The sequence below is a fragment of the Stutzerimonas stutzeri genome, from assembly GCF_002890895.1.
GTDB lineage: Bacteria > Pseudomonadota > Gammaproteobacteria > Pseudomonadales > Pseudomonadaceae > Stutzerimonas > Stutzerimonas stutzeri_AB.
In genome coordinates this window covers 58188-82194 of the sequence record NZ_POUL01000014.1, presented here as the reverse complement: position 1 = coordinate 82194, position 24007 = coordinate 58188, and the positions used below count along the sequence as shown (strand labels likewise).

At 59.6% G+C, this 24007-nt stretch carries 30 protein-coding genes; 24 read left to right on the top strand and 6 right to left on the bottom strand.

The window, feature by feature from the left end:
- Nucleotides 1-90 precede the first annotated feature (90 nt).
- The 13 genes from rpsH (at nucleotide 91) to rplQ (ending at nucleotide 6992) form a co-directional block, all read left to right on the top strand.
- Nucleotides 91-483 carry a 30S ribosomal protein S8 gene (rpsH, locus tag CXK96_RS19790; RefSeq protein WP_003281824.1) on the top strand — a complete coding sequence of 131 codons (393 nt, stop codon included), beginning with the start codon at nucleotides 91-93 and terminating at the stop codon, nucleotides 481-483.
- A 12-nt stretch (nucleotides 484-495) separates the two neighbouring features.
- The gene (rplF, locus tag CXK96_RS19785) at nucleotides 496-1029 is read left to right on the top strand and encodes a 50S ribosomal protein L6 (RefSeq protein WP_019339968.1); all 534 of its coding nucleotides are present in this window, start codon (nucleotides 496-498) and stop codon (nucleotides 1027-1029) included.
- 10 nt (nucleotides 1030-1039) lie between these two features.
- Entirely contained in the window at nucleotides 1040-1390 is a 351-nt protein-coding gene (gene rplR, locus CXK96_RS19780; protein ID WP_019339967.1) for a 50S ribosomal protein L18, read from the top strand.
- A 3-nt stretch (nucleotides 1391-1393) separates the two neighbouring features.
- Nucleotides 1394-1894 carry a 30S ribosomal protein S5 gene (gene rpsE / locus CXK96_RS19775; RefSeq protein WP_019339966.1) on the top strand — a complete coding sequence of 167 codons (501 nt, stop codon included), beginning with the start codon at nucleotides 1394-1396 and terminating at the stop codon, nucleotides 1892-1894.
- 2 nt (nucleotides 1895-1896) lie between these two features.
- Nucleotides 1897-2076 carry a 50S ribosomal protein L30 gene (gene rpmD, locus CXK96_RS19770; RefSeq protein ID WP_003281818.1) on the top strand — a complete coding sequence of 60 codons (180 nt, stop codon included), beginning with the start codon at nucleotides 1897-1899 and terminating at the stop codon, nucleotides 2074-2076.
- Between the two features lie 3 nt (nucleotides 2077-2079).
- On the top strand, nucleotides 2080-2514 hold the full coding sequence (rplO, locus tag CXK96_RS19765) for a 50S ribosomal protein L15 (RefSeq protein ID WP_102838126.1): 435 nt from the start codon (nucleotides 2080-2082) through the stop codon (nucleotides 2512-2514).
- Nucleotides 2515-3843: a preprotein translocase subunit SecY gene (gene secY / locus CXK96_RS19760; protein ID WP_102838125.1), complete on the top strand. Its 1329-nt coding sequence runs from the start codon at nucleotides 2515-2517 to the stop codon at nucleotides 3841-3843.
- A 30-nt stretch (nucleotides 3844-3873) separates the two neighbouring features.
- Entirely contained in the window at nucleotides 3874-3990 is a 117-nt protein-coding gene (gene rpmJ, locus CXK96_RS19755) for a 50S ribosomal protein L36 (protein ID WP_014854209.1), read from the top strand.
- Between the two features lie 131 nt (nucleotides 3991-4121).
- Nucleotides 4122-4478, top strand: coding sequence for a 30S ribosomal protein S13 (gene rpsM, locus CXK96_RS19750; protein WP_073301056.1), 357 nt, complete (start codon nucleotides 4122-4124; stop codon nucleotides 4476-4478).
- 30 nt (nucleotides 4479-4508) lie between these two features.
- Nucleotides 4509-4898: a 30S ribosomal protein S11 gene (gene rpsK, locus CXK96_RS19745; protein WP_014854207.1), complete on the top strand. Its 390-nt coding sequence runs from the start codon at nucleotides 4509-4511 to the stop codon at nucleotides 4896-4898.
- 17 nt (nucleotides 4899-4915) lie between these two features.
- Nucleotides 4916-5536: a 30S ribosomal protein S4 gene (gene rpsD, locus CXK96_RS19740; protein ID WP_102838124.1), complete on the top strand. Its 621-nt coding sequence runs from the start codon at nucleotides 4916-4918 to the stop codon at nucleotides 5534-5536.
- A 22-nt stretch (nucleotides 5537-5558) separates the two neighbouring features.
- Nucleotides 5559-6560, top strand: a complete 1002-nt coding sequence (locus CXK96_RS19735) for a DNA-directed RNA polymerase subunit alpha (RefSeq protein ID WP_019339960.1) — start codon at nucleotides 5559-5561, stop codon at nucleotides 6558-6560.
- A 45-nt stretch (nucleotides 6561-6605) separates the two neighbouring features.
- Nucleotides 6606-6992, top strand: a complete 387-nt coding sequence (gene rplQ, locus CXK96_RS19730; RefSeq protein WP_019339959.1) for a 50S ribosomal protein L17 — start codon at nucleotides 6606-6608, stop codon at nucleotides 6990-6992.
- Between the two features lie 368 nt (nucleotides 6993-7360).
- Here rplQ and uvrA read toward each other — a convergent pair whose 3' ends face one another.
- On the bottom strand, nucleotides 7361-10198 hold the full coding sequence (uvrA, locus tag CXK96_RS19725; RefSeq protein ID WP_102838123.1) for an excinuclease ABC subunit UvrA: 2838 nt from the start codon (nucleotides 10196-10198) through the stop codon (nucleotides 7361-7363).
- A gap of 131 nt (nucleotides 10199-10329) precedes the next feature.
- Between uvrA and CXK96_RS19720 the strand changes: the two genes are divergently transcribed.
- The 4 genes from CXK96_RS19720 (at nucleotide 10330) to CXK96_RS19705 (ending at nucleotide 14171) form a co-directional block, all read left to right on the top strand.
- Nucleotides 10330-11697 (top strand): MFS transporter, encoded by a 1368-nt coding sequence (locus tag CXK96_RS19720; protein ID WP_102838122.1) that lies wholly within the window; start codon nucleotides 10330-10332, stop codon nucleotides 11695-11697.
- Between the two features lie 162 nt (nucleotides 11698-11859).
- Nucleotides 11860-12354 carry a single-stranded DNA-binding protein gene (locus CXK96_RS19715; protein ID WP_019339955.1) on the top strand — a complete coding sequence of 165 codons (495 nt, stop codon included), beginning with the start codon at nucleotides 11860-11862 and terminating at the stop codon, nucleotides 12352-12354.
- A gap of 10 nt (nucleotides 12355-12364) precedes the next feature.
- Complete coding sequence (locus tag CXK96_RS19710) at nucleotides 12365-13249, top strand: sugar nucleotide-binding protein (RefSeq protein ID WP_102838121.1); 885 nt, start codon at nucleotides 12365-12367, stop codon at nucleotides 13247-13249.
- Nucleotides 13242-14171 (top strand): NAD-dependent epimerase/dehydratase family protein, encoded by a 930-nt coding sequence (locus tag CXK96_RS19705; RefSeq protein ID WP_102838120.1) that lies wholly within the window; start codon nucleotides 13242-13244, stop codon nucleotides 14169-14171. The genes CXK96_RS19710 and CXK96_RS19705 overlap by 8 nt, the downstream gene beginning before the upstream one ends.
- Nucleotides 14172-14245: 74 nt before the next feature.
- Here the strand turns inward: CXK96_RS19705 and CXK96_RS19700 are convergent, their stop codons facing one another.
- Entirely contained in the window at nucleotides 14246-14920 is a 675-nt protein-coding gene (locus CXK96_RS19700; protein WP_102838119.1) for an OmpW/AlkL family protein, read from the bottom strand.
- Nucleotides 14921-15198: 278 nt separating this feature from the next.
- Here CXK96_RS19700 and CXK96_RS19695 point away from each other — a divergent pair, with 278 nt between their 5' ends.
- From CXK96_RS19695 to CXK96_RS19670, 6 genes are read left to right on the top strand one after another with little or no spacing between them, the layout of a single operon-like run.
- Nucleotides 15199-15969, top strand: a complete 771-nt coding sequence (locus CXK96_RS19695) for a DUF3450 domain-containing protein (RefSeq protein WP_102838118.1) — start codon at nucleotides 15199-15201, stop codon at nucleotides 15967-15969.
- Nucleotides 15966-17312, top strand: a complete 1347-nt coding sequence (locus CXK96_RS19690) for a MotA/TolQ/ExbB proton channel family protein (protein WP_102838117.1) — start codon at nucleotides 15966-15968, stop codon at nucleotides 17310-17312. The genes CXK96_RS19695 and CXK96_RS19690 overlap by 4 nt, the downstream gene beginning before the upstream one ends.
- Entirely contained in the window at nucleotides 17305-17850 is a 546-nt protein-coding gene (locus CXK96_RS19685) for a MotA/TolQ/ExbB proton channel family protein (RefSeq protein WP_102838116.1), read from the top strand. The genes CXK96_RS19690 and CXK96_RS19685 overlap by 8 nt, the downstream gene beginning before the upstream one ends.
- 10 nt (nucleotides 17851-17860) lie before the next feature.
- Nucleotides 17861-18274 (top strand): ExbD/TolR family protein, encoded by a 414-nt coding sequence (locus CXK96_RS19680; protein ID WP_045430526.1) that lies wholly within the window; start codon nucleotides 17861-17863, stop codon nucleotides 18272-18274.
- Nucleotides 18274-18984 (top strand): energy transducer TonB, encoded by a 711-nt coding sequence (locus CXK96_RS19675; protein ID WP_102838115.1) that lies wholly within the window; start codon nucleotides 18274-18276, stop codon nucleotides 18982-18984. The genes CXK96_RS19680 and CXK96_RS19675 overlap by 1 nt, the downstream gene beginning before the upstream one ends.
- Before the next feature lies 1 nt (nucleotide 18985).
- Entirely contained in the window at nucleotides 18986-20077 is a 1092-nt protein-coding gene (locus tag CXK96_RS19670; protein WP_102838114.1) for a hypothetical protein, read from the top strand.
- A gap of 307 nt (nucleotides 20078-20384) precedes the next feature.
- Here CXK96_RS19670 and CXK96_RS19665 read toward each other — a convergent pair whose 3' ends face one another.
- From CXK96_RS19665 to CXK96_RS19650, 4 genes are all read right to left on the bottom strand, one after another.
- Nucleotides 20385-20897 (bottom strand): DUF3299 domain-containing protein, encoded by a 513-nt coding sequence (locus CXK96_RS19665; RefSeq protein WP_102838113.1) that lies wholly within the window; start codon nucleotides 20895-20897, stop codon nucleotides 20385-20387.
- An 8-nt stretch (nucleotides 20898-20905) separates the two neighbouring features.
- The gene (locus tag CXK96_RS19660; RefSeq protein ID WP_102838112.1) at nucleotides 20906-22171 is read right to left on the bottom strand and encodes an ABC transporter permease; all 1266 of its coding nucleotides are present in this window, start codon (nucleotides 22169-22171) and stop codon (nucleotides 20906-20908) included.
- A 3-nt stretch (nucleotides 22172-22174) separates the two neighbouring features.
- Nucleotides 22175-22882: an ABC transporter ATP-binding protein gene (locus CXK96_RS19655; protein WP_102838111.1), complete on the bottom strand. Its 708-nt coding sequence runs from the start codon at nucleotides 22880-22882 to the stop codon at nucleotides 22175-22177.
- Nucleotides 22883-22948: 66 nt separating this feature from the next.
- Nucleotides 22949-23539, bottom strand: a complete 591-nt coding sequence (locus CXK96_RS19650; RefSeq protein WP_102838110.1) for a DUF2796 domain-containing protein — start codon at nucleotides 23537-23539, stop codon at nucleotides 22949-22951.
- Nucleotides 23540-23648: 109 nt separating this feature from the next.
- Here CXK96_RS19650 and CXK96_RS19645 point away from each other — a divergent pair, with 109 nt between their 5' ends.
- On the top strand, nucleotides 23649-23990 hold the full coding sequence (locus CXK96_RS19645) for a hypothetical protein (protein ID WP_102838109.1): 342 nt from the start codon (nucleotides 23649-23651) through the stop codon (nucleotides 23988-23990).
- Nucleotides 23991-24007: the final 17 nt, after the last annotated feature.

Genomic DNA, 24007 nt, shown 5'->3' with positions numbered 1-24007 from the left:
TCGCCCGAGCCACGCCTTCGGCGTTCGCTCATCTAGCAGGCGACACGAGCCCTTCCAGGCTTATTTTTTTGTATTAGGAGCCAAGAGCCCATGAGTATGCAGGACCCGTTAGCGGACATGCTAACTCGTATCCGTAATGCCCAGATGGCCGAAAAGTCCGTCGTAAGCATGCCGTCTTCCACTCTGAAGGTGGCTGTAGCCAACGTTCTTCAGGGTGAAGGCTATATAGCAGGATACAACGTCAGCAGCGACGCCAAGCCGCAGCTGTCTATCGAGCTTAAGTATTTCGAGGGCCGTCCGGTCATCGAGGAGCTGAAGCGCGTAAGCCGTCCTGGCCTTCGCCAGTACAAATCCGTTGATCAGTTGCCGAAGGTTCGCGGCGGTCTGGGTGTTTCGATCGTGTCCACCAACAAGGGTGTGATGACTGATCGGGCTGCTCGCGCTGCTGGCGTTGGCGGCGAAGTGCTCTGCACAGTGTTCTAAGGGGGGATAAGCATGTCTCGCGTTGCTAAGAACCCCGTCAAGCTGCCCGCTGGTGTTGAATTCAACATGTCCGGCCAGCAGCTTTCGGTAAAGGGTGCCAAGGGTGCTCTGGAGCTGAATGTGCACTCGTCCGTGGAAGTGATTCACGAGGCTGGTGAGTTGCGTTTCGCTGCTCGCAATGGCGATCAGCAGAATCGCGCCATGGCCGGTACCACCCGTGCGCTGGTTAACAATATGGTCATCGGCGTCAGCCAAGGCTTCGAGCGCAAGCTTCAGCTGGTTGGCGTTGGTTACAAGGCGCAAGCCAAAGGTCAAGTGCTGTCCCTGGCTCTCGGCTTCTCGCACCCGGTGGAATATGAACTGCCGCAAGGCGTTACCGCTGAGACCCCCAGCCAGACCGATATCCTGATCAAGGGTGTCGATAAGCAACTGGTCGGTCAGGTGGCTGCTGAAATCCGCGATTTCCGTCGTCCTGAGCCTTACAAAGGCAAAGGCGTACGTTACTCGGACGAAGTGGTCCGTCGTAAAGAAGCTAAGAAGAAGTAGGGCATAGCAAATGAGCGTAAAGAAAGTTACTCGTCTGCGTCGCGCTCGCAAGGCACGCCTGAAGATGCGCGAGCTGGAAACCGTACGCCTGTGTGTGTACCGCTCTTCCCAGCACATCTACGCCCAGGTCCTTTCGGCCGACGGCGGCAAGGTCCTGGCCAGCGCCTCGACTCTGGACAAAGAACTGCGCGGCGGTGCCACTGGCAACGTCGACGCTGCCAAGAAAGTTGGTCAGCTGGTCGCTGAGCGTGCTAAAGCCGCAGGTGTCACCCAGGTGGCGTTCGACCGTTCTGGCTTCAAGTACCACGGTCGTGTCAAGGCACTGGCTGATGCTGCTCGTGAAGGCGGGCTGGAGTTCTAAGTTATGGCATATAACGAGCAAAAGCGCGACGAAGGCTACATTGAGAAGCTGGTTCAAGTTAACCGCGTCGCCAAGACTGTAAAGGGTGGTCGTATCTTCACCTTCACCGCGTTGACCGTGGTGGGTGATGGTAAGGGTCGTGTAGGTTTCGGTCGCGGCAAGTCCCGTGAAGTACCTGCTGCTATTCAGAAGGCCATGGAGGCGGCTCGCCGCAACATGATCCAGGTTGATCTGAACGGCACCACGCTGCAGTACGCTACCAAGGCGGCGCATGGCGCTTCCAAGGTCTACATGCAGCCTGCTTCTGAAGGTACCGGTGTTATCGCCGGAGGCGCGATGCGCGCCATCCTTGAAGTGGCTGGTGTGCAGAACGTCCTGGCTAAGTGCTACGGCTCGACCAATCCGGTGAACGTGGTTCATGCCACTTTCAAGGGGTTGAAGGCCATGCAGTCGCCTGAGTCGATCGCTGCCAAGCGTGGCAAGAGCGTCGAGGAGATTTCCTGATCATGGCTAATACCGTCAAGGTCACGCTGATTAAAAGCGTCAGCGGTCGTATCCCCAATCACAAGCTGTGCGTAAAGGGCCTCGGCCTTCGTCGCATTGGTCACACTGTCGAGGTTCAGGACACTCCTGAGAATCGCGGCATGATCAACAAGGCTTATTACATGCTCCGTGTGGAGGGCTAAGCCATGCAACTGAACGATCTGCGTTCTGCGCCGGGTGCCCGTCGCGAAAAGCTTCGTCCTGGCCGTGGTATCGGTAGCGGTCTGGGTAAGACCGGTGGCCGTGGTCACAAGGGTCAGACTTCCCGTTCCGGTGGCAAGATTGCTCCTGGGTTCGAGGGTGGTCAGCAGCCGTTGCATCGTCGTCTGCCGAAGTTCGGCTTCGTATCGCTCAAGGCCATGGATCGTGCAGAAGTGCGCACATCCGAGCTGGCCAAGGTCGAAGGCGATGTTGTCTCCGTGCAGAGCCTCAAGGATGCCAACGTCATCAACCAGAACGTGCAGCGTGTGAAAGTTATGCTGTCCGGTGAGGTTGGTCGCGCTGTGACCCTGAAAGGCATCGCCGCCACCAAAGGTGCGCGTGCGGCTATCGAAGCAGCTGGCGGCAAGTTCGAGGAATAAATGGCTAAGCAAGGTGCTCTCTCCGCGCTGAGTAATGGCGGGCTGTCTGAACTCTGGGCTCGTCTGCGCTTTTTGCTGATGGCGATCATCGTCTATCGAGTAGGGGCGCACATCCCGGTGCCGGGGATCAATCCCGACAGGTTGGCCGAGCTGTTCCGTCAGAACGAAGGGACCATCCTTAGTCTGTTCAACATGTTTTCGGGTGGTGCGCTGGAGCGCATGAGCATCTTTGCACTGGGGATCATGCCGTACATCTCGGCATCGATCATCATGCAGCTTATGACAGCCGTCAGCCCGCAGCTTGAGCAGTTGAAGAAGGAAGGCGAGGCCGGTCGCCGCAAGATCAGTCAGTACACGCGCTATCTGGCGCTGGTGCTGGCTATCGTGCAGGCCATCGGTATGTCCGTCGGTCTGGCCGGGCAAGGTGTCGCATTCAGCAGTGACTTCGGCTTCTACTTCGTCGCCATCACCACGTTTGTGGCGGGTGCGATGTTCATGATGTGGCTGGGTGAGCAGATCACTGAACGTGGCGTCGGTAACGGCATTTCGATGTTGATCTTTGCCGGTATCGTTGCTGGTTTGCCGGGCGCCCTAGGGCAGTCCTTCGAGTCAGCTCGCCAAGGTGATGTCAATATCATTGCGCTGTTGGCCGTGGGGCTTCTGGCTGTTGCGATCATTGGTTTTGTGGTCTTCATTGAGCGTGGTCAGCGGCGAATCGCCGTTCATTACGCCAAGCGTCAGCAGGGTCGTAAGGTCTTCGCTGCACAAACAAGCCACTTGCCCTTGAAAGTCAATATGGCTGGCGTGATTCCAGCAATCTTTGCGAGCAGCATTCTATTGTTCCCGGCGTCGTTGGGTCAGTGGTTTGGTCAGTCCGAAAGCATGAGCTGGCTGGCTGATATCTCGCAGGCGATTGCTCCCGGTCAGCCATTGAATATCCTGTTGTTCAGTGCCGGAATCATCTTCTTCTGCTTCTTCTATACGGCGTTGATGTTCAACCCTAAAGACGTTGCAGAAAACTTGAAGAAGTCCGGTGCGTTTATTCCAGGGATTCGTCCTGGTGAGCAGTCGGCGCGCTATATCGATGGTGTGCTGACCCGCTTGACCTTGTTCGGTGCCCTGTACATGACGGCTGTTTGTTTGCTTCCTCAGTTTCTTGTGGTTGCCGCAAATGTGCCGTTCTACCTTGGCGGGACCTCGTTGCTGATTGTGGTCGTGGTTGTAATGGACTTCATGTCTCAAGTGCAGTCACACCTGATGTCCCACCAGTACGATTCCCTGATGAAAAAAGCCAACCTGAAGGGCTACGGCAGCGGAATGCTTCGCTGAAGTCGGCTCGTAAGGTTCTAGGAGTTGGTCATGAAAGTTCGCGCATCGGTCAAAAAACTGTGCCGCAACTGCAAGATCGTTCGTCGCGAAGGCGTCGTTCGTGTGATCTGCAGCGCAGAACCGCGGCACAAACAGCGCCAAGGCTGATTGTGAGCTAAGGCTCGGGCCCGGCAGCTAGTGCGCTGCCGGGTTGATTATTTGTTATTACAGCGTTAGTATCTCGCGCCCTTTTCTTGGCTTCCGGGGCGTTGGGTAGCTGTCAATTGGAGTTTCACTGAATGGCCCGTATTGCAGGCGTAAACATTCCGGATAACAAGCACACTGTTATCTCGCTGACCTACATCTATGGTGTTGGTCGCACTCGCGCACAGACAATCTGTGCTGCTACCGGTGTAAATCCGGCAGCAAAAATCAAGGATCTCACTGACGAGCAGGTTGAGCTGCTTCGTGGCGAAGTGGGCAAGTTCATCGTTGAAGGTGACCTGCGTCGCGAAGTCAACATGAAGATCAAGCGCTTGATGGACCTGGGTTGCTACCGCGGCCTGCGTCATCGTCGTGGTCTGCCGGTCCGCGGTCAGCGTACCAAGACCAACGCTCGTACCCGTAAGGGTCCGCGTAAGCCGATCCGCAAGTAATCGCATTAGCGCATCGACAGGAATCTAATCATGGCAAAACCTGCTGCTCGTCCTCGTAAAAAAGTAAAAAAGACGGTGGTTGATGGCATCGCCCATATCCACGCTTCTTTTAACAACACCATCATCACTATCACCGATCGCCAAGGCAATGCGTTGTCCTGGGCGACGTCTGGTGGTTCCGGTTTCCGCGGCTCCCGTAAGAGCACCCCGTTCGCTGCCCAGGTGGCTGCCGAGCGTGCTGGTCAAGCGGCACTGGAATATGGCCTCAAGAACCTCGACGTCAATGTCAAGGGTCCTGGTCCGGGCCGTGAATCTGCTGTTCGTGCATTGAACGGCTGTGGTTATAAAATCGCCAGCATCACCGACGTGACGCCGATCCCGCACAACGGGTGCCGTCCGCCGAAGAAGCGCCGCGTGTAATCAGGAGACAGTGAGAAATGGCTCGTTATATTGGTCCCAAGTGCAAACTGTCTCGTCGTGAAGGCACCGATCTCTTCTTGAAGAGTGGTGCGCGCGCGCTCGAATCAAAGTGCAACATCGAAACCCCACCGGGTGTTCACGGTCAGCGTCGTGGTCGTTTGTCCGACTACGGCACCCAGCTGCGTGAGAAGCAGAAAGTCCGCCGCATTTATGGTGTTCTCGAGCGCCAGTTCAGCGGTTATTACAAGGAAGCTGCCAGCCGCAAGGGCGCTACCGGTGAAAACCTTCTGCAACTGCTCGAGTGCCGTTTGGATAACGTCGTGTATCGCATGGGCTTTGGCTCTACTCGTGCCGAATCACGTCAGCTGGTCTCGCACAAGTCGATTAGCGTAAATGGTCAGACAGTGAATGTTCCGTCTTACCAGGTTAAAGCTGGCGACGTGGTGGCCGTTCGTGAAAAGTGCCGCAACCAGCTGCGTATCGCCCAAGCCCTTGAACTGTGCGTACAGCGCGGTCGCGTTGAATGGGTCGAAGTAGATGCCGACAAGAAATCCGGTGTTTTCAAGAATGTTCCGGCGCGCAGTGATCTGTCAGCCGACATCAACGAAAACCTGATTGTCGAGCTCTACTCCAAGTAAGGGCTAGAAAATAGGTGTATCCATGCAGATTTCGGTAAATGAGTTCCTGACCCCCCGCCATATCGATGTGCAGGTGGTCAGTCCGACCCGTGCCAAGATCACTCTCGAGCCCCTCGAGCGCGGTTTTGGCCATACCCTGGGCAACGCGCTGCGTCGTATTCTGTTGTCCTCCATGCCCGGCTGCGCTGTGGTCGAGGCTGAGATCGACGGTGTGCTTCACGAGTACAGCGCTATCGAGGGCGTGCAGGAAGATGTCATCGAAATCCTGCTGAACCTCAAAGGTATCGCCATCAAGCTGCACGGCCGTGATGAAGTGACCTTGAGCCTGGTGAAGAAGGGCGCGGGCGCTGTTACCGCTGCCGATATCCAGCTGGATCACGATGTCGAAATCGTCAATGGCGATCACTTGATCGCCAACCTGGCGGCTAATGGCTCGATCAACATGAAGCTCAAGGTCGCTCGCGGCCGTGGCTACGAGCCGGCTGATGCGCGTCAGAGTGATGAAGATGAGAGCCGTAGCATTGGCCGTCTTCAGCTCGACGCAACCTTCAGTCCGGTCCGTCGCGTAGCTTATGTTGTCGAAAATGCTCGTGTTGAGCAGCGTACCAACTTGGACAAGCTGGTTATCGACCTGGAAACCAACGGAACCCTGGATCCTGAAGAAGCGATCCGTCGTGCCGCGACCATTCTGCAGCAGCAGTTGGCCGCGTTCGTCGACCTCAAGGGTGACAGCGAGCCGGTCGTGGTCGAGCAAGAAGACGAGATCGATCCGATCCTGTTGCGTCCAGTTGACGACCTGGAACTGACCGTGCGTTCGGCGAACTGCCTCAAAGCAGAAAACATCTACTACATCGGTGATCTGATCCAGCGCACCGAAGTCGAGCTGTTGAAGACGCCGAACCTGGGCAAGAAATCTCTGACCGAAATCAAAGATGTTCTGGCTTCTCGTGGTCTGTCCCTCGGCATGCGCCTCGACAATTGGCCGCCGGCCAGTCTCAAGAAGGACGATAAGGCTACGGCCTGATCGACCATAGTCACCGAACTGATCGTTTGGTAAGGAATTTCAATCATGCGTCATCGTAAAAGTGGCCGTCATCTCAGCCGCACAAGCGCTCACCGCAAAGCCATGTTTCAGAACATGGCGGTGTCGCTGTTCGAGCACGAACTGATCAAGACTACCCTGCCTAAGGCCAAGGAACTGCGTCGCGTAGCCGAGCCGCTCATCACTCTGGCTAAGGAAGACAGCGTCGCTAATCGTCGTCTGGCTTTCGACCGTACTCGTTCCAAGGCTATCGTTGGTAAGCTTTTCAACGATCTCGGCCCGCGTTACGCCACCCGTCAAGGTGGTTACCTGCGTATTCTCAAGTGCGGTTTCCGCGCTGGAGATAATGCACCGATGGCTTACGTTGAGCTGGTTGACCGTCCGGTCACCGGTGAAGTGGAAGCTGCTGAGTAAGCGTTGCTTGCTTAAAAAAAACCGAGCGCATGCTCGGTTTTTTTATGCGTATGGATCTTTACATGCGCCATTCCAGCCGAATCGGCGATCGCTTAAGATGACCTGAGTGAAGCATGGCCGATTAAGGTATTCGCTTTCTCAGTCATGCATGCGGGTGTTACCGGTCATGACGGTAAGCAGTAGTGCGTCGCTGGCTGCAGATAGGGTGAGCTGCTCTAGGGCCGGATGAGCGCGTCGAGTTACGTTGGCCGTATCGGGACTGCTGATTCGGCATATGGTTGGGCGTTGTCTGGGGCGGGGACTATTCCTTCGGAGTCGCTGAATAGCCGATGTAAAGCCGGGCGTTATGCCCGGCTTTTTTATTGCTGTCAGGCCTTGTCGCGCTCCAATAAAGGCTTCAGGAAATGACCGGTATGTGACTGGGTCATCGACGCGACTTGTTCAGGGGTGCCGGTTGCGATGACCTGTCCGCCCTTCGAGCCTCCTTCCGGCCCTAGATCCACGAGCCAGTCAGCAGTCTTGATGACGTCAAGGTTGTGTTCGATTACCACAACAGTATTGCCGTGGTCGCGAAGACGGTGAAGTACGTCAAGGAGTTGCTGGATATCCGCGAAGTGCAGGCCAGTGGTTGGCTCGTCGAGGATGTACAGGGTTTTGCCCGTGTCGCGCTTGGAAAGCTCTCGGGATAGCTTGACGCGCTGAGCTTCGCCGCCGGACAGCGTGGTCGCACTCTGTCCCAGCTTTATATAAGACAGCCCTACGTCCATTAGCGTTTGCAGCTTACGCGCCACCGCAGGCACGGGATCGAAGAACTCCCTGGCTTCCTCAATGGTCATGCCCAGCACTTCGGTAATGCTTTTGCCCTTGTACTTCACCTCGAGCGTTTCGCGGTTGTACCGCTTGCCTTTGCACACATCACAGGGCACATAGATGTCGGGCAGAAAATGCATTTCTACCTTGATCACGCCATCGCCTTGGCAGGCTTCGCAGCGCCCGCCCTTCACGTTGAAGGAGAAGCGCCCCGGTCCGTAGCCCCGCGATCGTGCTTCCGGTACCCCGGCAAACAGTTCGCGAATGGGGGTGAAGAGGCCGGTGTAGGTGGCCGGGTTAGAGCGAGGCGTCCTTCCAATTGGGCTCTGATCGATGTCCACGACCTTGTCCAGGTGCTGGAGGCCGTCGAACGAGTCGTGTGCTGCCACTTCCAGTGTTGTAGCGCCGTTCAAGGCTGTGGCGGTGATCGGGAAAAGCGTATTGTTGATCAGCGTCGACTTACCCGAACCCGAAACGCCAGTGATGCAGGTAAGCAGCCCGACAGGGATCTCCAGATCCACATTGCGCAGATTGTTGCCCCGCGCACCCTTGAGTTTGAGCAGCTTGTCTGGATCGCGCGGTGTTCGTTCGGCTGGATACAGAATTTTCACCCGGCCGGATAAATACCCGCCGGTCAGCGAAGCAGGGTTGGACATCACTTCATCGGGCGTGCCTTCTGCGACGATTTGCCCGCCGTGCACGCCGGCGCCTGGACCAATGTCGACGACGTAGTCTGCCAGGCGTATGGCGTCCTCATCGTGCTCGACGACAATCACTGTGTTGCCTATGTCGCGGAGGTGGCGAAGCGTGCCCAGCAAGCGTTCGTTGTCTCGCTGGTGTAGGCCAATAGAAGGCTCGTCGAGGATGTACATCACGCCGACCAGGCCGGCACCGATCTGGCTCGCCAGGCGGATACGCTGGGCTTCACCGCCGGACAGCGTGTCAGCGCTGCGGTCCAGGGTCAGGTAGTCTAGACCCACGTTCACCAGGAATTGCAGTCGCTCGCAGATCTCCTTGAGAATCTTGTCTGCAATTTCGCCGCGACGGCCCGGTAGCGTGAGTCCAGCGAAATATTCTGTGGCGTCGCCAATCGGCAGCCCGGTCACTGCCGGTAGCGTCTTGTCCCCGACCCAGACATGGCGAGCTTCGCGGCGCAGCCGAGTACCACGGCACTCCGGGCAGGGCTGGGTGCTGAGATACTTGGCGAGTTCTTCACGTACCGAGTTGGATTCGGTTTCGCGGTAGCGGCGTTCGAGGTTGGGGATGATGCCTTCGAAAGGGTGCGATCGCTTTACGATGTCGCCGCGGTCGTTCAGATAGCGGAAGTCGACATTTTCCTTGCCGCTGCCACGCAGAACATATTTCTGCTGCTCGGCGGGTAGAGCGTCAAATGGCTCGTCGAGGCTGAACCCGTAATGCGAGGCGAGTGAGCCGAGCATCTGGAAGTAATAAACATTGCGCCGATCCCAGCCGCGGATAGCGCCTTCAGCCAGTGTCAACTCGCCATTGACCAGGCGCTTGGCGTCGAAAAATTGTTTGACGCCAAGGCCATCACAGGTTGGACAGGCCCCAGCTGGATTGTTGAAAGAGAAGAGCTTTGGCTCCAGCTCACTGATCGAATGTCCACAGACGGGGCAGGCGAAGCGAGCAGAGAAAATCATCTCTTCGCTCTCATCCTCTTCTTCCATCGGCGCGACCAAGGCGATGCCGTCGGCCAGTTTCAGCGCCGTTTCGAACGATTCGGCGAGGCGCTGCTGCAGGTCGTTGCGGACCTTGAAACGGTCCACCACAACGTCGATGGAGTGCTTCTTCTGCTTGTCCAGCTTCGGCAGTTCATCGAGCTCGTAGAGTCGACCGTTGACCCGCGCGCGTACAAAACCCTGCGCGCGTAATTCATCGAATACCGCAAGATGCTCGCCCTTGCGCTCGCGGATGACCGGCGCAAGAAGCATCAGCTTGCGACCTTCAGGAAGCGCGAGGACCTGGTCGACCATCTGGCTGACCGTTTGGGCTTCCAGCGGGGCGTCATGGTCAGGGCAGCGTGGCGTGCCCGCACGTGCATAGAGCAGTCGCAGGTAGTCGTAAATCTCGGTGATAGTGCCGACGGTGGAACGTGGGTTGTGGGAGGTCGACTTCTGCTCGATGGATATGGCCGGGGAGAGCCCTTCGATGGTATCGACGTCGGGCTTTTCCATCATCGAGAGAAACTGCCGGGCATATGCCGACAGAGATTCGACGTAGCGGCGCTGGCCCTCGGCATAAAGCGTGTCGAAGGCCAGCGAGGACTTGCCCGAACCAGACAGGCCTGTGATCACGATCAGTTTGTCGCGTGGCAAGGTCAGGTCGATGTTTTTCAGGTTGTGGGTCCGAGCCCCGCGAATCAGAATCTTGTCCAAAGCAGCCTCGCATGGCGGGCGAAAACCCGAAAGTATAAGGCCAGGGGCGACATCGCGGCAAAGTAGCGAACCTGTGCCGAGCAGGGGATGACTGCTAGAATCGCCGCCGGTTAATTCAAGCGAGACCCCACATGCAGGATCCTTACAGCGAGCGCATGAGCGCTAGCGAAACCCGCGCAGCCTCCGGCTTAGCCTTGGTTTTCGCGTTTCGCATGCTCGGCATGTTCATGGTGCTGCCGGTGCTAGCAACCTATGGTATGGATCTGCAGGGTGCAACGCCGGCACTCATTGGTCTCGCCATTGGTGCTTATGGTTTGACCCAGGCGGTGCTGCAAATTCCGTTCGGAATCATTTCCGATCGAATTGGCCGTCTTCCGGTGATCTATTTCGGGCTGTTGATCTTTGCTGCTGGCGCTGTGTTTGCCGCAACGGCCGACACCATCTGGGGGGTCATCGCCGGTCGTGTTCTGCAGGGGGCGGGTGCGATCTCGGCCGCGGTAATGGCCCTGTTGTCCGATCTGACCCGTGAGCAGCATCGCACCAAGGCAATGGCGATGATCGGCATGAGTATCGGGGTGTCGTTCGCGGTGGCGATGGTTGTCGGCCCGCTGCTGACGAGTGCATTCGGACTTTCCGGGCTGTTTTGGGTGACGGCTGGTATGGCAGCGCTAGGCATGCTGGTCGTAGCCGTACTTCCGCGCGCGCCAGCACATATCCGGCACCGGGAATCCGGAGTCGCCCGGCAGGCGCTGGGTGCAACGCTCCGCCATTCCGATCTGTTGCGGCTTGATTTCAGTATTTTCGCGCTGCATGCCGTTCTCATGGCCAGCTTCGTCGCGTTACCGCTGGCGCTGGTGAATGAAGCCGCCCTGCCCAAGGAGGAGCACTGGTGGGTGTACCTTACCGCGCTGGTAGTAGGTTTCTTCGGTATGGTGCCTTTCATTATCTATGGTGAAAAGAAGCGTCAGATGAGGCGCATCGTCCTGGGTGCGGTCGCGGTGCTGGTACTTTCCGAGTTGTTCCTCTGGTTGTTCGGCGATCGGCTCTGGTCGTTGGTCGGCGGCATGATCGTCTTCTTCATCGCTTTCAACTTGCTGGAAGCTTCGTTGCCCTCGCTGATCAGCAAGGTCGCCCCGGCTGGTGGCAAGGGAACGGCGATGGGGATCTATTCAACGAGTCAGTTCCTTGGTTCCGGCCTGGGCGGCGTGCTCGGCGGCTGGCTTTATCAGCTTGGAGGTCTAGGGACGGTGTTCGCGGGGTGTGCAGCGCTGTGCGCGCTCTGGTTTGTTGTGACCTGGAGCATGCGAGAGCCGCCGTACGTCACGGGGCTGCGTCTGCCGCTGTCCGCCGGTGCGGCGCGTAATCCGGCACTTACGGAGCAGATGATGGCGATCCCGGGCGTATCCGACGCGGTGGTGATCGTTGAGGAGGCCGCTGCTTATGTGAAGGTGGACATGAAGGTGCTGGATCGAGCTGCGCTGGATCACCTGGTGGCCTGAAGGAAAGGCGCCAGATTTTCGGTATGTAGGTTTGGCTTTGGCCTTCGTCCGGTCGCGCCGGTTGGCCCACTTCGGGCGGTAGGGTAAGATTGCCGGTCATTGGCTGTTTCCCGGATGCGGATTCGAGCCAACCACCTTCATGTTTGAGCAAAGGAGTTACCCATGGCCAGAGGGGTGAACAAAGTCATCTTGATCGGCAATGTCGGCGGCGACCCGGAAACCCGCTACATGCCCAATGGCAATGCGGTGACCAACATCACGCTGGCCACTACCGACAGCTGGAAGGACAAGCAAACCGGCCAGCAGCAGGAACGCACCGAGTGGCACCGCGTCGTGCTGTTCGGCAAGGTTGCCGAGATTGCTGGCGAATACCTGCGCAAGGGCTCGCAGTGCTACATCGAAGGCCGCCTGCAGACCCGTGAGTGGGAAAAGGACGGCGTTAAACGCTACACCACCGAGGTGGTTGTGGACATGGGCGGGACCATGCAGTTGCTTGGTGGCCGTGGTGGCAGCTCCGACGATGCGCCGCGTCAATCCCAGCCGCGCCCGCAGCGTGAATCCCAACCGCAGCAGCAGTCGCGCCCGCAGTCTCAGCCACAACCCGCTCAGCAGCCTGCGCCGGACTACGACAGCTTCGACGACGATATCCCGTTCTAGAGTTCACTCCATGCGAATGCGCCTGATGCTGTTGGGCGGCGGTAATGCCCTGGGTCAGGCGCTTATCCGCCTGGGTGCCGAGGAAGACATTGGCTTCCTCGCGCCGCGCCCGCCCAGTCAGGGCTGGGATGCGCCAAGTCTGACCACTTTGCTCGACGATAACCGTCCGGATATCGTGATCAACCTCGCCTATTACTTCGACTGGTTCCAGAGCGGGCGGGTCGATGAAACGGCGCTGACCAAGCAGGAGCGCGCCGTAGAGCGTCTGGCCGAGCTGGGGCAGCATCATCAGTTCGTATTGATGCAGCCGTCCAGCTACCGTGTTTTTGATGGGGCCCGAACGACTTCTTACAGCGAAAAAGACGAAGTGGCGCCGCTGGACGCGCGTAGCTGTGCGCTATGGCGTATGGAGCAGAGCGTGCGTGCGCTCTGCCCTCGGCACGTTTTGCTGCGCTTTGGCTGGTTGCTGGACGACAGTTCGGACGGCTTGCTAGGGCGTTTCCTCCAGCGTCTTGAGCAGAGCGAGGAGCTTTGTCTCGCCGATGACCGTCGTGGCAATCCTACGCCGGTGGAAGATGCGGCGCGGGTCATCCTGGCTGTGCTGAAGCAATTGGATTGTCAGGCGCCACTTTGGGGAACCTATCACTATGGTGGGCATGAGGCGTCAACCCCACTGGTGGTTGGTCAGGCGCTCCTGACCGAGGCGGCCAGTTATCGCCCGCTGGCGGTTGAAAGCCTGACCCCCATCGCTCATGCGGCTTGCTCAGATGCAGCAGACGAGCCACAGCACGGCGTGTTGGCCTGCAAGAAAATATTCAACACCTTTGGCATCAAGCCGCGTGCCTGGCGCACAGGGCTGCCGAGCTTACTGGAGCGTTATTACCGTCATGGCTGAACTGCCTGTTCTGGTTACCGGAGGGGCCGGGTTCATCGGCTCTAACCTGGTTGATGCACTTGTTGCTCGAGGCTACGCCGTTCGGGTATTGGACAATCTGTCTACCGGCAAGCGCAGCAATTTGCCGGATGATGCGGGCGTTGAGCTGATCGTTGGCGACGTCGCGGATGCACAAGCCGTATGCGATGCCGTTCGGGGATGTCGCGCCGTTGTGCACCTTGCGGCTGTGGCATCGGTACAGGCCTCGGTCGATGATCCGGTTGGTACGCATCAGAGCAATCTAGTAGGAACGCTGAATCTCTGTGAGGCGATGCGCGAAGCCGGTATACGCCGGGTTCTTTTTGCATCGAGTGCGGCGGTATACGGCAATAACGGAGAGGGCGAGCCCATAGGCGAAGACACGCCGAAAGCGCCACTGACGCCATATGCTGCAGACAAGCTGGCCAGCGAGCACTATCTGGATTTCTACCGGCGTCAGCATGGACTTGAACCGGTAGTCTTCCGTTTCTTCAATATCTACGGCCCACGCCAGGATCCGTCCTCGCCCTATTCGGGCGTGATCAGCATCTTTACCGAGCGTGCCCAGAAGGGCTTGCCTATCGCCGTTTTTGGCGATGGCGAGCAGACGCGAGACTTCGTGTATGTCGGCGATCTCGTCGAGCTTCTCGTGCAGGCACTGGAGTCGTTCGAGGTCCAGGAGGGCGCTGTGAATGTCGGGCTGAACCAGGCGACGTCGCTGAACCAACTGCTTGGTGCTGTGGATAATGTGTTGGGCGGGTTGCCCGAGGTGACATACCAGGCGGCGCGGCAGGGGGACATCCGGCATTCGCGTGCTAACAATACGCGGCTGCAGCAGCGCTATCGCTTACCAGAGCCTGCTACCGGAATGCGTGAAGGTCTGGCCAAGTTGCTAGGTTTGTAGCGTTATACCGCGGGCATAGAAAAGGCGCCGAGTGGCGCCTTTGTCTTGTCTGAGATTCGGCAATGCCGACGTCTTCAGAACTTGTAGCCGAGACCAACCATGTAGACCATCGGATCGACGTCTACATCGACTTTTACTTTACCGAAGGCGGAATCAGCGGTCGCCTCGGTATTGATATCAATGTAACGGATCTGTGCGTTCAGCATGAGCTGGTCGGTCAGCATGAAATCCATACCTACCTGCGCGGCCAAGCCCCATGAGTCGTCCAGCTCCAGATTGCTGAATTGCTCCCCTTCACGGCGGCTGTTCAGTTCCTCGTCGAAGAAAATCGTGTAATTCACGCCTAGGCCGACGTAGGGCTGAAACACTGACTTGGTGTCCAGAGGGTAGTAGACCAGGCTAAGGGTTGGCGGAAGGTGCTTAATGTCAGCAAAGTCGCCGTCGAGACCAAGCGGCATGCCACTTAAGCCTACGGAATGCTCGAAAGGCGTTGCAGCTAGCAGCTCGATGCCAACCTTATCGGTAACCATGTAGGCGAAGTTAAGGCCCAGTTGAGTGTCGCTGTCCAAAGTGGCTTTGCTGCCGGCAAGCGAGCCGGTAGCTGCGGTGGATACACTGCCACTATCCTCGCGCGGATCAACTGTGATCGCGCCAGCACGGACAATCACATCACCAGCCTGGAAAGCCTGGGCGAAGGGGGAGGCGAGAGCTACGGCCAGCACGGACGCGGTAAACAGGGTCTTGCGCATAATGGAAACTCCATCGAGACATGGTGTGTTGCGACTGGTGGCCATGGTAGGGCGTGCGGACCTGGCGACTTTGATCCAGCTCAACGAAACGTTCCGCTTTGCCCCGGCTGCGACGTAATGCCCGGGTTGCCTTCTTTTGCGGATCTAGATGATAATGTTTCTCTTTTCTGAACCGCAGTGGCCGGATATGCGTCGTGGTTTAAAGATGAGCTGCGCGACTATTGTCATTTGTTATAACATAACTTTTTAGGCTGCCGTGAACCGAGGATCCGCTCCGCATGAATCAGTACCCAACTCGCTTGTTCGCAGGCGTGCTGTTGTCGTTATGCCTGCCGCTTAACGCGGCTCCGCTGGACGCTGCGCTAGAAGAAAGCCAGCAACTGGCTGCCGAAGCCAAGGCCTCGCAGGCGCGTATCGAGCAACTCGATGACGCGACGCGGCAGATGCTCGCCGAGTACCGCAATGCCGTTCAGCAGGCGGAGGCCCTGAAGGCCTACAACGAGCAGTTGGTCGAGCTGACCGCTGCGCAGCGCAAGGAACTGGACGGGTTTCAGCGTCAGCTGGACAGCATCGAGCGTACCCAGGAAGCCGTTGCGCCGCAGATGGGGCGGATGATCGAAGTGCTTGAGGAGTTCATCGCGGCAGACCTTCCGTTCCTCCCCGACGAGCGCGCCGATCGCCTCGCCAGCCTGCAGGACATGCAGGCGCGCGCTGACGTCAGTCTTGCTGAGAAATATCGCCGCATCCTCGAGGCCTACCAGATCGAGAGTGACTACGGCCGGACCCTGGAAGCCTGGCGCGGCGAGCTGCCGGTCGAAGGCGGCAGTCGCAGCGTCGAATTCCTGCGTCTGGGTCGGACGATGCTTTATTACCAGACACTCGATGCACACGAGAGCGGTTGGTGGAACCCGAAGACCCGCGCCTGGGAAATACTCGATGGCAGCGCGCGTCGGCCAATCACCAAGGCGATAGCTATTGCTCGTCAACAGCAAGCCCCGACCTGGCTCGAACTGCCCATCAAGACCCTGGCCAAGGAGGCTGCGCAATGAGCCGCTTGTTGACGTTATTGCTCATCGGACTGTTGCCGGCAATGGTTCAGGCTGCCGAGCCCCTGAGCCCCGACCAGTTGCTCCAGCGTATTCGCAGCGAGCGCGCCGCGGAAGTCGACGCCATGCAAGCGCGCGAGCAGGCCTTCATTCAGAATCGCAGCGAGCAAGCGCAACTGCTGGCGCGAGCCAATGCTGCGCTTGAAAAACAGAAAGCCGAAGCCGAGCGCCTGAAAACTGAATTCGACCGTCAGGAAGCCGAGTTGGCCGAGCAGGAAAAGCTGCTGGCTCAGCGCGTCGGTCATCTCGGTGAACTGTTTGGTGTGGTCAGGCAGAGCGCTGGTGACATCGCCGGGCAATGGCAGGACAGTCTGCTCAATGCCCAGTATCCGGAGCGTTTGCAGCGCCTGCGGGCGTTGGCGGAAAGCCGCACGCTGCCGTCGGCCGACGATCTCGACAGCTTCTGGATGACGCTGCTTGAGGACCTTACGGCCAGTGGTCAGGTGGAGCGTGTAGAGCTGCCGGTAGTCGGCGTCGATGGGCAGCGCAGCACCCAGCCGGTTCTGCGGGTCGGTAACTTCTCGGCATTCACCGATGATAATTTCCTGCGCTACGACAGCGACGCTCGCGAGTTGCTGACGCCGAGCCGTCAGCCTTCCGGCATGGGAACGGTCAAAGACTATATGAATAGCAGCGAGGCGTTGGCCACGCTGCCGATCGACCCGAGCCGCGGATCGTTGCTGGCTCAGCTGCAGCGCCAGCCCCAATTGTGGGACCGTGTCCAGCAAGGTGGTCTGGTCGGCTGGGTCATTCTCGTCCTGGGTGCCATCGGCCTGATCCTGGCGGTATGGCGCATGGTCTATCTGGCTCGGGTTGGACGAGCGGTAAACCGGCAAACGCGCGAACTCAATCAGCCGCGTGACGATAATCCATTGGGCCGCATCATCGGTGTGCTGGGGCCGAAGCCCCAACTGTCAGACCTCGAGACGCTTGAGCTGAAGCTCGACGAGGCGATCCTCCAGGAAACACCACCACTCGAGCGCGGCCAGCCGCTGCTTAAGCTACTCAGCGCCGTCGCGCCGCTACTCGGCCTGCTGGGCACGGTGACCGGGATGATCGTGACCTTCCAGGCAATTACACAGAGTGGCGGCGGGGATTCTCGGCTAATGGCCGACGGTATTTCCCAGGCGTTGGTTACTACGGTGCTGGGCCTGGTGGTGGCGATACCGCTGTTGTTCCTACACAGCCTGCTGGCCAGCCGCAGTAAGGCGCTGATCCAACTGCTCGAGCAGCAAAGCGCCGGCCTGATCGCCCTGCATCTGTCGGGGACTCCGCGTCGTGACTGATCTGCATGGCCAATGGCTGCGTCTGGTCGACAGCGGTTATGCGCTGCTCGACTTCATGGCGGCGGGTGGCGCGGTGATGTGGGCGCTGGCCGCCTTGTGCGTGCTGTATTGGACGCTGGTCTTCGAGCGGTTGTGGTTCATGCGCCGGGTGTTTCCGCGCTGGGTGGAAGCCCGCCGCGAGGCCTGGTCACGCCTGGGCAATGATTCCGGTAGCTGGCAACGCGCCGTGCGTAGCGCCTGGCTGGCGCAGGCCCAGCAGCAACTGGCCGGACCCTTGCGCATGAGCAAGACGCTGGTGGCGATGTACCCGCTGCTTGGATTGCTGGGCACCGTCAGCGGAATGATTGCGGTATTCGATGTGCTGGCGCTTAACGGTACCGGCAACCCGCGCGGCATGGCCGCGGGCGTCTGGCAGGCGACACTGCCGACCATGGCCGGCATGGTGCTGGCCATCACTGGACTGTTTAGCCTGGCGCGTCTCGAACGTATTTCGCGCCAGGCTCTCGACCGGCTGGCCGACCAGCTGCGTCACGATTGAGGATTAACGGATGCGTATGCGTCGTCACCACTACCAGCAGGAAGAAGACACCGGCATCGACCTGACGCCGATGCTCGACGTGGTTTTCATCATGCTGATTTTTTTCATCGTCACCAGCTCCTTTATCAAGGAATCCGGTGTCGAGGTTCAGCGGCCGCAGGCCGACACCGCCAGCGCGCAGGACAAGGGCAATATCCTGATTGCGGTGACGGCGGATGGTCAGGTCTGGATCGACAAGCAGGCCGTGGACGTACGCAGCGTCAGGGCCCACGTCGAGCGCATGCGCGTCGACCAGCCGGAAGGTGCCGTCGTGGTGCAGGCCGATCAGGATGCGCGCACGGGACTTGTGGTTCAGGTGATGGATCAGGCACGTCTCGCCGGGGTTCAGGACGTGGCCCTGGCCGCCAGTTCTGGAGCGCAGTGATGGTTCGTGGGCTGACCCGCGTCGGGTTGTCCTTCATTGCTGCCTGCGTGGTGGCGTTGCTGTTGTTTGCGCTGATGTTGAGCATGGTCAACCCGCCCCGTAGCGAGGTGACCGACGACCCGGTGGCCATTGCCAATTTCGTGCGGATGGACAACAGCAACGAAAGCACTTCCACCCGCTCGCGGCAGCAGGCACCGCAACCGCCTCAACCAAAGACACCCCAAACGCCCACGCCGCCGACCCCGAGCATGGCCACTCCGAGCGCCAATCTGCCGAAGCTCGATTTGCCCCTGCCGAACATCGATACCGGTGTATCGGTCGCCAGCGCGCCGGCGCCCAGTCTCGCCGGGCTGACAGCCGCGTCCGCTCCGGCAGCACCTCCTGCGCCAGCCGCTCCTTCGGCAGACGAGACGGCAGGACAGTCCGGTCCCGAGCAGGAAGTCATGCCGCTCAATGATGTTCGTCCCGAATACCCTTATCGGGCGCGTCAGCGCGGTATCGAAGGCCATATCAAACTCGCATTCACCATCACTGCCGCCGGTAAGGTCGAAAACATCCGCGTACTGGAGGCTTCGCCGTCGAATGTGTTCGATCGCGAGGCCCGCCGTGCCGCGGCCCGCTGGCGTTTCGCCCCGCGCACCGAAAACGGTTCGGCCGTCTCGCGTGAAGCCGTAAAAACCCTGCATTTCCGCCTGCAAGGAGAACGCTGACATGCCCCGTTTGCTGTTGTTGATCTCGTTGTTGTTCGCTGTATCGGCTCAGGCTGCCCAGAGCGTTGATCCTTCGGTGTTCAAAGCATTGGAGCGAGCCCAGAGTGCGCAGGAGAAGGGCGACTATGGCGCTGCGCATCGCGCGCTGAAACAGGCCGAGGCAAAGCCAGGCAGTGCAGAGGAAGCCTTGTTATGGCGCAGCCGGGCGTATCTGGCCTGGGCTGAAGGCAACAATCGTCAAGCACTGGAGCTGCTCGACAAGGCGATCGCCAGTGGCAAGCTGGACGAGGCAATTCTGCCGAACGAGCGGCTCAACCTGGCGAAACTCAACCTGATCGAACGCCGCTATGCCAAGGTCATCAGCCTGTTGGGGTCGCCCGCCAAGGCAAGTGAAGACGTCCTGAAGATGCTGGTTCAGGCGTATCAGGGGCTCGGGCAGCATGCCAAGGCATTGCCACTGGCTGAGCGTTACGTGCAAGCCAACCCCAACGCTGCGGACACCTGGTTGCAGTTTCTGGTAGGCGGCAATGCCGAGCTGAAACGTTACGAGACGGCAGAGCGTTGGCAGAGCCGGCTACTCGCTCGTCATCCAGATCAAGCCAAGAGCTGGCGGCAGTTGGCGGGCTTGCAGCAGATGGCCGGGGATGAGGACAAGGCGCTGGCAACCCTGCGTGCGGCTCATGCCAAGGGTTTGCGCTTCAGCGAAGCCGAGCTGGACAATCTGGTGTTGCTTGCCGGCGCTGCGGGCCAGCCCTGGCAAGGTGCGAAGCTGCTTCAGGGCATGCTCCAGTCGCGCCTTCTAGCCAGCGATGCCAAACGACGCGAGCGTCTGGGCATGCTCTGGTGGCAGGCCCGCGAGCGTTCGGAAGCGGCGCAGATCTACCGCGATCTCGCGGCGCAATCGGGCAGCGCCAAGTTCTGGCTGAACGTCGCACAGTTGGAGCTGGAACAAGCCCATTGGCAGGCCGGTCTTGATGCGTTGAAACAGGCCGAACGCGCGGGTGCCGAGCGGCGCAAGGTTCGTTCCTGGCGGGAGTGGGCCGAAGGCGAGCTGAGCTTCGAGCGTCAGCGTCAGGTCGCCAGCACTCGCTGACGGTGATGGGGCGAACTGAGAGGGCGCTTTCAGGCAGCGCTGAGATGTCCTGAACGAGCGCTGCGCACGCTGCGTAGTAGAGGCAAACAGAAACCCCGCACCGACGCGGGGTTTCGCTTTTCTGCGTGGTGATATGCGGATGCTGGTTAGCGAAGGGCGAGTTCGCCCGCTGTGATGTGCGAGGCTCAGTTATTACCGTGCGTCCACGATATGCGCTGTTACCTGCTGCCAGCTTGCAAGACGACATCGATTGGTATCGCTCAATGACGCCGTTCAGCTAGTTGATAACGGCGTCGCAGCGCTGCCTTTATTCAAGCTCGTAGAGATAGATCTTCTGCGCTTCCATGCGATAGCCCGCATCGGCCAGTTCGCTGGTGGCGTGTTCGACCTTTAGCGGACCTTCAATCCAGAAGGGCTGGTACAGCTCGTCCACTTTCACGCCGAGCTCGCTGGTGGCATGCACGATCTGGTTGGACGGCGGTGGCGGCACGTGAATGCAGGCGCCGAAATAGGGCACCAGCAAAAACTCGGTCACTCGTCCGTCCTCGCCCATGTCCAGCGGCACGATATAGCCAGGCAGCTTGACCTGAACGCCATCTAGTTCTTTGACGACCGGCTCGGCGGGCGATTGCTGAGCCGCAGCCGGGCCCGCTTCCGCAGCCAGCGCATCGGCCAATTGCGACATATCGTGGATCGCTACCGGCGCTGGCGGCGGCGGAGCGTCCGCTGGGATCAGGTCCGACCATTGCAGCTCTCGAACATCGGCAGCAGCGAAGGGCGCCGCCAGGGCGAGCAGGGTGGCAAAAAGCAGGCGAGACATGGAAATCCTCATAGTCTGATCGACAGGCCGTCGGCCAGTGACTGCCGGTAAGCGCGCCACGCCGGCACACAGCCCATCAGCAGGCCAGCCAGCAGTATGCCCGCCAGCAATGACCACTCATAGGCGCTTGGCAGTGCCAGCGGCAGGTAGAGACCGTAGTGACTTTGCAGCGGCCCTTGCGCCACCGCAATGGCGATGTACAACAGCAGGAGCCCGAGCAGCGCGCCCGCGAGTGCCAGACTGAGGGCTTCGACCACCAGCAGGCCGGCGATATGCCAGGGGCGTGCGCCCACCGAACGCAGTATCGCCATTTCCCGGCGCCGCTCGTTGAGGCTGGTGAGGATCGCCGTGAGCATGCCGATCAATCCGGTCAGCACGACAAACAACGACACCACGAACAGGGCCTGTTCAGCGGTGCCCATCAGGCTCCAGAGCTCCTGCAGCGCCACCCCGGGCAGAATTGCCAGCAGCGGCTCGCCGCGGAACTGGTTGATTTCACGTTGCAGTGTGAAGGTGGCGATCTTGCTGTTGAGGCCCAACATGAATGCGGTGATCTGTTTGGGCTGCAGATCCATCTGGCGCGCCTCTTCGGCATCGATGCGCGCCGCGCCGCGGGCTGGCATGCCGTTCTGCCAGTCGATATGCAGCGCTTCCATGCCCGCAAGGTTGATATGCAGCGTGCGGTCCACCGGCGTGCCGGTGCGTTTGAGGATTCCGACTACGTGAAAAGGCTTGTCGTCATGTTTGACCAGGCTGACCGTGGCGACGCCATGCGCCAGCACCAGTTGGTCGTCCAGCTTGTATTTCAGTGCCTCAGCTACTTCGGCGCCCAGCACCACTTCGAACGGATCGTCGGCGAATGGCCGGCCTTGCGCCAGTTGCAGGGGCTGCTTGCGGCCGTAACGGTAGTGCTCGAAATAGGCGCTGCTGGTGCCCATCACGCGATAACCGCGGTGAGAGTCACCCAAGGAAATAGGGATAGCCCAGCTGACTCGGGGGTGCTCGGCGAAGTGCTCGAAGCTCTCCCAGCGAATATTGTTGGTGGCGTTGCCGATACGGAACACCGAATAAAGCAGCAGGTTCACCGAGCCGGAGCGGGCGCCGACGATCAGGTCGGTGCCACTGATGGTGCTGGCGAAACTGGCTCGAGCCTCGGTGCGCACGCGCTCCACGGCGAGCAGCAGGCATACCGATAGCGCGATGGCGAAAACGGTGAGCAGAGCAGTGAAACGGCGGTTATTCAGGCTCGCCAAGGCCAGGCGCAACAGGTACATGGCCTACAACTCCGGGGCGCGTGCGGCGTGATTGAGATCCGCCAGTGAAAGGCTACGGTCGAAAAGTGGCGCCAGGCTCTGGTCGTGGCTGACGAACAACAGGCTTGAACCGGCTTCTCGACACTCGGCAAACAGCAGTTGCAGGAAGGCTTCGCGGCTGTCGGCGTCGAGCGCCGAAGTGGGCTCGTCGGCAATTACCAGTTCCGGCTGACCGATCAGTGCACGCGCCGCGGCGACGCGTTGTTGCTGACCGATCGACAGTGCTTCGGCCCGTCGCTCAAGCAGGCTCTTCGGTAGGCCGAGATGCTGGAGCAGGCTTGCCGCTGCCTGCGCAACACTGCCGTGTCGCTGTCGTGCGCGTTCGGCTCGCGTCTTGGAAAAATGACAGGGCAAGCCGACGTTTTCAGCCACCGAAAGGAAGGGCAGCAGGTTGAACTGCTGAAAGATATAGCCAGTGTGATCGACCCGGAAACGATCCCGCGCACCGGCCGAAAGCGCTGCGAGATCGGTGCCAAGCAGCTGAACCGTTCCGCGCTGCGCTTTCTGCACGCCACCAATCAGGCCCAACAGGGTGGTCTTGCCGCTGCCCGACGGCCCCTTGAGGAACAGGCTCTGGTTGGGTGCCAGCGTGAAGCTGGGAATGTCGAGCAGCTCCGCCTGGCCCGGCCAGGCGAAACCCAATTGGTGCAGTTCAAGCAGTGATGCGGTCATCGAGATGATCCGTGTCGGGCGAGCCGGGAGTTTACTGCGTCGAGCCAGGCGGCAGACAGGATCAGATCAGAAGGCTGCGCGTGGCTGGTCCGCGGTGAGTTGCACGCCCTGTTGACCCTTCGGACCGATCAGCTGAGCCTGGATCTTCTGCATACCGGGGAACGCTTTGAACAAGCCTTGCAGATCGAACGCCTTTAGCGCTTCGGGCGTGGCGCAATTGAAGTGGTAATGCGCGTGGATTTCGCTGTGCTGGCCTTCATGATCTTCATCGTGCTCGTGCTCGTGCTCGTCGTCATGGTCATGGCCCTCGCCTTCGAATAGCGGGCTCTCCAGCTCGGATTCGGCCAGGGTGCAGCCTGCTGCTGCAGGCAGGCCGAACAGCCCGTTCGGCTGTTCCAGCTGTTTGCGTGCATTGGCGACCTTGCGCTTATCCGCCTCGCTGCTAGGCGCGTGCTCGAAACCCACCAGATTCATCGCCGGGCTGCGCAATTCGACTTCCAGCGTGGAACCGTCCAACGCCGCGTCCAGTTCCGCTGCGCCATGCTCGTGGGCGCCGAGACTGTCGTGGTGCGCATGATCATGGTCATGATCGTGCTCGGCAGCCAGAACAAAACCGGGCAGTAACGCGAAAGGCAGGGCAAGCAGCAGACGGCGCATGGCAGACTCCATATCAATTAGTGGTTACGTTATAACAAATGTTTGCAGCCGCTGGCCAGTCTCAACGTCTCGTGGGAGCATGCGACCCAATGTCTTCAGGAGAGTGGCGATGATTCGAATTCGCGGCCATGTCGGCGAGCTGCCGGTGGACCTCAGTATTGAAATGGACGACCACGACTGGGCTCAGCTGGCGCGTCAGATGCCCGCCGCTCAGGCCGAGACCGCCCCGGTGCAACCGGCCGACAAGCCGACGGCTGATCCCCATTGGCACGAGGCGCAACGGTTGTTGCGTGCGGCGCAGCGCATGGACGGGCCGCAGCTGTTAGCGGAGCTGCAGGCGCTGGCCGGTAGCGCTCAGATGGGCAAGCGCCTGCTGGTGCGGTTGCGCCACTGCGCGCAGGTCAAGGTGGATAGCGGTGCGGATGCGCCGGTCTACCGCTGGATCGACTGAACGGCTCAACCGGCGTT